General features: G+C 74.4%; 8 protein-coding genes. 5 read left to right on the top strand and 3 right to left on the bottom strand.

Features of this window, described 5'->3' with window-relative positions:
• From ACWEVO_RS24720 to ACWEVO_RS24700, 5 genes are all read left to right on the top strand, one after another.
• A partial coding sequence (locus ACWEVO_RS24720; protein ID WP_452309899.1) for a CapA family protein occupies positions 1 to 1,062 on the top strand: 1,062 nt, incomplete at its 5' end.
• A gap of 58 nt (positions 1,063 to 1,120) precedes the next feature.
• On the top strand, positions 1,121 to 1,900 hold the full coding sequence (gene nth / locus ACWEVO_RS24715; RefSeq protein WP_452309898.1) for an endonuclease III: 780 nt from the start codon (positions 1,121 to 1,123) through the stop codon (positions 1,898 to 1,900).
• On the top strand, positions 1,897 to 2,508 hold the full coding sequence (locus tag ACWEVO_RS24710; RefSeq protein ID WP_452309897.1) for a TlpA family protein disulfide reductase: 612 nt from the start codon (positions 1,897 to 1,899) through the stop codon (positions 2,506 to 2,508). The genes nth and ACWEVO_RS24710 overlap by 4 nt, the downstream gene beginning before the upstream one ends.
• A complete protein-coding gene (locus ACWEVO_RS24705; protein WP_452309896.1) occupies positions 2,505 to 3,197 on the top strand; it encodes an NUDIX hydrolase in 693 nt (230 codons plus the stop codon). The genes ACWEVO_RS24710 and ACWEVO_RS24705 overlap by 4 nt, the downstream gene beginning before the upstream one ends.
• Before the next feature lie 87 nt (positions 3,198 to 3,284).
• Positions 3,285 to 4,463 carry a MarP family serine protease gene (locus ACWEVO_RS24700; RefSeq protein ID WP_452309895.1) on the top strand — a complete coding sequence of 393 codons (1,179 nt, stop codon included), beginning with the start codon at positions 3,285 to 3,287 and terminating at the stop codon, positions 4,461 to 4,463.
• A 42-nt stretch (positions 4,464 to 4,505) separates the two neighbouring features.
• Here the strand turns inward: ACWEVO_RS24700 and ACWEVO_RS24695 are convergent, their stop codons facing one another.
• The 3 genes from ACWEVO_RS24695 to mycP all read right to left on the bottom strand — a co-directional run.
• A complete protein-coding gene (locus ACWEVO_RS24695; RefSeq protein ID WP_452309894.1) occupies positions 4,506 to 5,228 on the bottom strand; it encodes a phosphatase PAP2 family protein in 723 nt (240 codons plus the stop codon).
• Between the two features lie 30 nt (positions 5,229 to 5,258).
• On the bottom strand, positions 5,259 to 6,041 hold the full coding sequence (locus tag ACWEVO_RS24690) for a phosphatase PAP2 family protein (RefSeq protein ID WP_452309893.1): 783 nt from the start codon (positions 6,039 to 6,041) through the stop codon (positions 5,259 to 5,261).
• A 43-nt stretch (positions 6,042 to 6,084) separates the two neighbouring features.
• Positions 6,085 to 7,292 (bottom strand): type VII secretion-associated serine protease mycosin (gene mycP, locus ACWEVO_RS24685; protein WP_452309892.1); only part of this gene is annotated, 1,208 nt, incomplete at its 5' end.

The raw sequence follows: 7,292 nt of genomic DNA, 5'->3' as shown, positions 1-7,292 counted from the left end.
GACCCGCCGGCCTGGCAGCCGGGCGTGGCCGCGAGCGGCGGCCCGGCCGAGGCCGAGCAGCCGGCCGAGCCGGTCGACGAGACCGTGAAGACGATCTCGCTGGCCGCCACCGGGGACGTGATCATGGGCAACGCTCCGTCCCGGCTGCCCGCCGACGACGGCCGGGGCTTCTTCGACGGGGTCAAGGCGGCGCTCAAGGCCGACCTGGTGATGGGCAACCTCGAGGAGCCGCTCACCGAGGACACCGGCGCCGGCAAGTGCGGGCCGACGCCGAAGAACTGCTTCCAGTTCCGGGCCCCGCCGGAGTACGCGGCGCACCTCAAGGACGCCGGGTTCCAGCTGCTCAACCAGGCCAACAACCACGGCTACGACTACGGCCCGAAGGGCTACCAGAACACCCAGCGCGCGCTGGAGAAGCATGGGCTGAAGCACACCGGGGCGCCGGACCAGATCACCGTGGTCGAGGTCGACGGCGTCAAGGTGGCCGTGGCCGGCTTCTCCTCGTACGTCTGGTCCAACAGCCTCGTCGACATCGAGTCGGCGAAGCGGGTGGTGGCCAAGGCGGCGACCCTGGCCGACGTGGTCGTCGTGCAGGTGCACATGGGTGCCGAGGGCGCCGACAAGAGCCGGGTGAAGCCGGGCACCGAGCTGTTCTTCGGCGAGAACCGGGGCGACCCGATCAAGTTCTCCCACGCCGTGGTGGACGCCGGCGCCGACCTGGTCGTCGGGCACGGCCCGCACGTGCTGCGCGGCATGGAGTTCTACAAGGGCCGGCTGATCGCGTACAGCCTGGGCAACTTCGCCGGCGGCGGGAAGTCGCTGAACCCGGCCGGTCGGCTCGGCTGGGGCGGGGTGCTCAAGGTCTCGGTCAAGGCGGACGGCAGCTTCGTCGGCGGCACCTTCACGTCCACCGCGATGAACGGGGTGGGCCGCCCGTCGATCGACCGGCAGCACCGTGGCCTCGGCCTGGTCCGCGACGTCAGCCGCAGCGACTTCCCGACCTCCGGGGCCCGGCTCGACGGGGCCGGCAGGATCAGCCCGCCCTCCGGCACCGGCGCCTGACCGGTCCGCCCCGCGTGGGCCCGCCGGGACGTCGGCCGCGCGACGTAGGCTGGCCGGCGTGACCACGCGTACCCCCGAGACCGATCTCGGTCGCACCCGCCGGGCCCGGCGGATCGGCCGGGTGCTCACCGAGACGCACCCCGACGCGCACTGTGAACTCGACCACTCCAACGCGCTGGAGCTGGCGGTCGCCACCATCCTCTCCGCGCAGTGCACCGACAAGAAGGTCAACGAGGTCACCCCGAAGCTCTTCGCCCGCTACCGCACCGCGGCGGACTACGCCGGGGCGGACCGCGCCGAGCTGGAGGAGCTGATCCGGCCCACCGGGTTCTACCGCAACAAGACCAGCTCCCTGATCAACCTGGGTCGCGAGCTGTGCGAGCGGTACGGCGGCGAGGTCCCCGGAAAGCTGGCCGACCTGGTCACCCTCCCCGGCATCGGCCGCAAGACCGCCAACGTGATCCTCGGCAACGCCTTCGACGTCCCCGGCATCACCGTCGACACCCACTTCCAGCGGCTGGTGCAGCGCTGGCAGCTCACCGACGAGACGGACCCGGTCAAGATCGAGCACGCCATCGGCGCGCTCTACCCGAAGCGCGACTGGACCATGCTGTCGCACCGGATCATCTTCCACGGCCGGCGGGTCTGCCACGCCCGCAAGCCGGCCTGCGGCGCCTGCACGCTGGTCAAGCTCTGCCCGTCGTACGGCACCGGGCCGACCGACCCGGTGGCGGCGGCCAAGCTGCTCAAGGGCCCGCGCGCCCGCGATCTGGCGGCCGCCGTCGGCCTCGACCCCGATCTGGTTCCCCAGCAGGCGGCAGCGGCGGACGTGCCGTGAACCGGCGCCTCGCGTACCTGATCGTCCCGGTGCTGCTGGCGCTGGCCGGCTGCACGGGCACGGTCGAAGAGCCGGCCGGCCCGGCCCCGGCCACCCGCGCCGAGCGGCCGTCGCCGTTCGCCGACTGCGCCCCGCTGACCGCCGCGCCGGCCTCGGCCGCCGCCACCCCGGCGGGCACGCCGGGGGACCCGCTGCCCGAGCTGACCCTCTCCTGCTTCACCGGCGGGGCGCCGGTGGCGTTGCGTGACGTCAAGGGTCCGGCGGTGATCAACGTGTGGGCGTCCTGGTGCCCGCCCTGCCGCAAGGAGCTGCCCGCCTTCCAGCGGCTCAGCGAGCGGGCCGCCGGGCGGTTCCAGGTGATCGGGGTGAACAGCCGGGACAGCCGCGGCGGCGCCCAGTCCATCGGCGAGGACTTCGGCGTCCGCTTCCCGATGCTGGTCGACCAGGGCGACGCCTTCGAGCGGGGACTGGGCCGCAACGCCTTCCCGCTCACCGTCTTCGTCGGGTCGGACGGCCGGATCCGGCACACCGACTCGACCGGCGCGCTGGACGACGCCCGCCTGGCCGAACTGGTCCGCCAGCACCTCGGGGTGGAGGTCAGCGCATGACCAGGCAGCTGCCGGTCTGGCTGGACCCGCTGCTCGGCCGGCTCGGCACCGCCCGGGCCGAGGACTTCACCCGGCTCACCACCCCGGAGAGCGGGGGCCGGGAGAGCGCCGTACTGGTGCTGCTCGGCGAGGAGCCGGCGGCCGGTCCGGACGTGCTGGTCCTCCAGCGCGCCGCCACCCTGCGCAACCACGCCGGGCAGCCGGCCTTCCCCGGCGGCGCGGCCGACCCGGAGGACGCCGACGCCAGCGCCACCGCGCTGCGCGAGGCGAACGAGGAGGTCGGGCTCGACCCGGGCAGTGTCACCGTGCTGGCCGAGCTGCCGAAGCTGTGGATCCCGGTGAGCGACTTCGTGGTCACCCCGGTGCTCGCCTGGTGGCACGCCCCGCACCCGGTGCACCCGCGGGAACCGGCGGAGGTGGCGCACGTGGCCCGGCTGCCCGTCGCCGAGTTGGTCGACCCGGAGAACCGGATGCGGGTCCGCCACCCGAGCGGCTGGATCGGTCCGGCCTTCTCCGTCCGCGGCATGCTCGTCTGGGGCTTCACCGCCGGGGTGCTGAACACGCTGCTGGAGATGGGCGGCTGGGCCCGCCCGTGGCCGCGGTCCCGGGTGGTCGAGCTGCCCCCCACCGGCGCCACCCCGGCACCGTCCGCCGGCACCGACGCGGTCGACGAGACCCCGGTCCGCTGAGCCGGGCCGGATCACCGGCGCTTACCTGAACGTCACGTTCAGCGAGCGCTCAGGGTCTTCCGGGCGCGCTGCCCGTACCCTGGACGCGTGTCCGCCGTGGATCTCGTCCTACTCCTGCTCATGCTCGTGTTCGCGATCAGCGGATACCGTCAGGGCTTCGTCATCGGGGCGCTGTCGTTCTCCGGGTTCTTCCTGGGCGCGCTCGTCGGCCTCCAGGTCGGCCCGCTGGTCGCGCGGCAGTTCGCCGACAGCGGCACCCGGGTGCTGATCTCGCTCGTCGCGGTCTTCGGCCTCGCCGTGCTCGGCCAGGCGCTGGCCGGCTGGATCGGCTCGCACCTGCGCCAGACGATCACCAACGAGCTGGCCAAACGACTCGACGACGTCGGCGGCGCCCTGGTCTCGGTCTTCGCGGTGATGCTGGTGGCCTGGCTGGTCGCGGTGCCGCTCGGCTCCTCCTCGCTGCCCTGGCTGGCCTCCTCGGTCCGCAACAGCGCCCTGCTCACCGTCGTCGACCGGGTCCTGCCGGACAAGGCGCAGCAGCTCTCCACGGCGCTGCGGGACACCGTCGACACCAACGGCTTCCCGGACGTCTTCGGCGACCTCGCCCCGACCCGCGCCCGCCAGGTCTCCCCGCCCGACCCGGCGCTGGCCGGCTCGCAGGTGGTGCAGACCAGCCAGCGGGCGGTGGTGAAGGTGCTGGGCTCCGCGCCGAGCTGCGCCCGCCGGATCGAGGGCTCCGGCTTCGTGTACGCGGACGACCGGGTGATGACCAACGCGCACGTGGTGGCCGGCACCCGCTCGGTGGCGGTCGAACTGCGCGGCGAGCGGTACGACGGCGAGGTGGTCGTCTACGACCCGGAGCGCGACCTGGCCGTGCTGCACGTGCCGGGGTTGCCCGGCCCGTCCCTGCGCTTCGCCGCCGGCCAGGCCGGCAGCGGGGCGGACGCCATCGTGCTCGGCTTCCCCCTCGACGGCCCGTACGACGCCCGCCCGGCCCGGATCCGGGACGTCGACCGGATCACCGGCCCGGACATCTACTCGGCCGGGGACGTGACGCGGGAGATCTACACGATCCGGGCGCTGGTCCGCAGCGGCAACTCGGGCGGCCCACTGGTCTCCTCGAACGGGCTGGTGCTCGGGGTGATCTTCGCGGCGGCGGCGGACGATCCGAACACCGGCTTCGCGGTGACCGCCGCCGAGGCCCGGCCGGTCGCGCTCGCCGGTGCGGAGCGTACCCGGGCGGTCGGCACCGGCGACTGCACCTGAGGTCGGCGGCGGCGGACGACCGGGTCGGCGGCCGCCCCCGTGTCAGCCGGCGGAGGCGCCGGCCGGGGCCACGTCGTCGCCGGAGCGGCCGACCGGCAGCTTCGCCCGGCCCCAGGTGAGGGTCCGGTCGAGCACCGCGCGGGCCATGATCGCGACGCAGGTGCCGCCGTTGATGAAGGAGGCCACCACGTCGCTGGGGTGGTGCATGCCCCGGTACAGCCGGGTGACCGCCACCCCGACCGGCACCAGGATCAGCAGGCTCCACCAGGTGATCTTGGCGGGGGTGCTCTTCGCCCGCAGCGCCAGCAGCACGGCGATGCCGACGTAGAGGGCGGTCGCCGCCGAGGTGTGCCCGGACGGGAAGCTGGAGGTCGGCGGGGAGCTGTCCATGTGCTCGACGGCCGGCCGGTGCCGGTCGATGACCATGGTGGTGAAGAGGAAGACCAGCGCCTGCGCGGTCACCGCCGCGCAGAGGAAGAGCGGCTCCCGCCAGCGGTGCAGCACCAGCCGCAGCACCAGGGCGACCAGCACGGTCACCACCACGATCAGCTGGGTGCTGGCCAGGGTGCTGAACACCAGGGACACGTCGTTCCATCCCGGCGTCCGGTCGCCGGCCAGTTCCCGGTTCAGCGAGTCCTCGACGGTGAACGGCCAGGACTTCGCGAGCACCCGGGTGACCAGGAGCCCGAACGCCACCATGACGGAGAAGAGCAGGGCCACCGGCAGCAGGATCCGCTTGGCGACCTGGACCACGACATCGGACATGGGCCGCCCTTTACCCCGGGAGGCGTCGAACTACGCGTGCGGCCCGTTCGGGCCCGGTTCGGCCAACTCCGGCTCCACCCCTTCCCGGGTGGTTCGCACCGGCCGGCCGATCCGGCTCCGCCAGGTGCTGAAGGCGGCGGCCGTGGCGCCGACCACCGCCGCGCCGAGCAGCCAGCCGCCGACCACGTCGCTGGTCCAGTGCACCCCCAGCGCGATCCGGCTGAGCCCGGTCACCACCGCGAGCAGCACCGCCCCGATCCACAGCGCCCAGCGCAGTCCCCGCCGATCCCGGGCGTACGGCAGGAAGACCAGCAGCAGCACCCCGGCGGCCAGGGCGGCGTTCAGCGCGTGCCCGGACGGGAAGGAGTATCCGGCCGCCCGGGCCACCGGGTCGAGCAGGTCCGGACGGTGCCGCCCGACCAGCAACTTGAGCAGCCCGCCGAGCAGGCCGCCCACGGTCATCGTGGTCACCACCCAGAGCGCCAGCCGCGGTGCCCGGCGCAGGAACAGCCAGCCGACCACCACGGCTGCGGCCACCCGCAGCGGGCCGGGGCCGAAGACGTCGCTCCACAGGCCCATCGCCCGGACCCAGGCCGGGTGGTGCAGCGCGTACCGGTGGAGCGTGTCGGTGATCGTGGCGTCGAGCCGGAACAGCGGCGGCCACGCGCCCAGCACCAGGAGCGCCAGCAGGGCGAACGGCACCAGCACCAGGAACGCCGCGCCGGCGGCCAGGGTCAGCCGGAGCCCCAGCGAACGGTCCGGGTTCAACCGCTCGGCACGCCACGACCGTCGCTCGACTCCCACGCTGTCCATAGTCGTCCACTACCCAGCGGAAGGGCCGGTCAGACCGGTCGGGTCAACGACGGGCCTGGCGGAACCGGCGGATCACCAGGGCCGTGCCGGTGACCAGGGCGACGAAGAGGGCCAGGCCGGTCCAGAGCCGCTCCGGCGCCGGGTCGGCCGCCTGGCCGGCCGCCCGGGCCGACCACTTCGCCGGCGGCCGGGGCGCGGCGTAGAAGGGGTCGGTCTGCCCGGCGGCGGCCCACGCGTCCCGGCCGGCACCCGGGGCCGGGCCGAAGCCCACCACGGCGGGGGAGGTGTTGTCGTCGAGCGGGTTGGCCCCCACCGACGGCACGTCGGTGGTCAGCGCGGCCACCGGGTCCACCAGCCCGTAGCCGAACCGGTCGTCCCGGCCCGTGGGGCCGAGATCCTTGGCGGTGCTGATCAGCCGGTTGACGACGTCACCGGCCGACATCCGCGGGTACCGGGACCGGATCAGCGCGGCGGTCGCCGCGACCAGGGGCGAGGCGAAGCTCGTCCCCTGCACCCGCCAGTACCCGCCGGGGCGGGCCCCGTAGAGCGCGGTGGCCGGGGCGGTGAGCACCGTCTCGTGGCCGGTGATCGAGCCGGACCAGAGGTCCTTGCCGTTGCGCTCCAGACCGGCGACGGCGATCACGCCGGGCTCGCGAGCCGGGTACCAGACCTTGGGGCTGGTCGAGGTGGCCAGGTTGCCGGTGCAGGCGACCACCACGACGTCCCGGGCGAAGGCGTAGTCGAGGGCGGCGGCCAGGGCGGGGCTGTCCCCGCTGCCGCCCAGGGACAGGTTGATCACACGGGCGCCGTTGTCGACCGCCCAGCGCACCCCCTTGGCGACGATCAGCGCGTCGTCGTAGCGGTTCTCGTCGTCGAGCACCCGGACCGGCAGGATCCGGGCGTCCGGGGCGAGGCCGACCACCCCGCGGTCGTCGTCGTCGCGTCCGGCGATCAGGCCGGCGACCGTGGTGCCGTGCCCCACCGGGTCGGGTCCGTCGGCACCGTCCGGGGAGACCAGATCGATGCCGGGGAGCACCTGACCGGCGAGGTCCGGGTGGGAACCGTCCACACCGGAGTCGACCACCGCGACCACCACGCCGCGCCCGGTCGACGTCCGCCAGGCGGTCCGCGCGTTCAACTGGTCGAGCTGCCACTGCTCCGCGCGGACCTGGTCGACCCGATCCGGGGACTCCGCCGGCGCCACCCAGGCCGGCTCGCGCGCCACGGTCGCCGCGTGCGCGGGGGGTGCCC

It is taken from the genome of Micromonospora sp. NPDC003776 (assembly GCF_053605645.1).
The sequence above is the reverse complement of the archived record's forward strand: the minus strand, read 5'-3'. Positions and strand labels throughout refer to the sequence as shown.

Coding starts and splice junctions, on each gene's coding strand:
- ACWEVO_RS24705 (WP_452309896.1), top strand. CDS start 2,505: ATGACCAGGCAGCTGCCGGTCTGGCTGGACCCGCTGCTCGGCCGGCTC.
- ACWEVO_RS24695 (WP_452309894.1), bottom strand. CDS start 5,228: ATGTCCGATGTCGTGGTCCAGGTCGCCAAGCGGATCCTGCTGCCGGTG.
- ACWEVO_RS24690 (WP_452309893.1), bottom strand. CDS start 6,041: ATGGACAGCGTGGGAGTCGAGCGACGGTCGTGGCGTGCCGAGCGGTTG.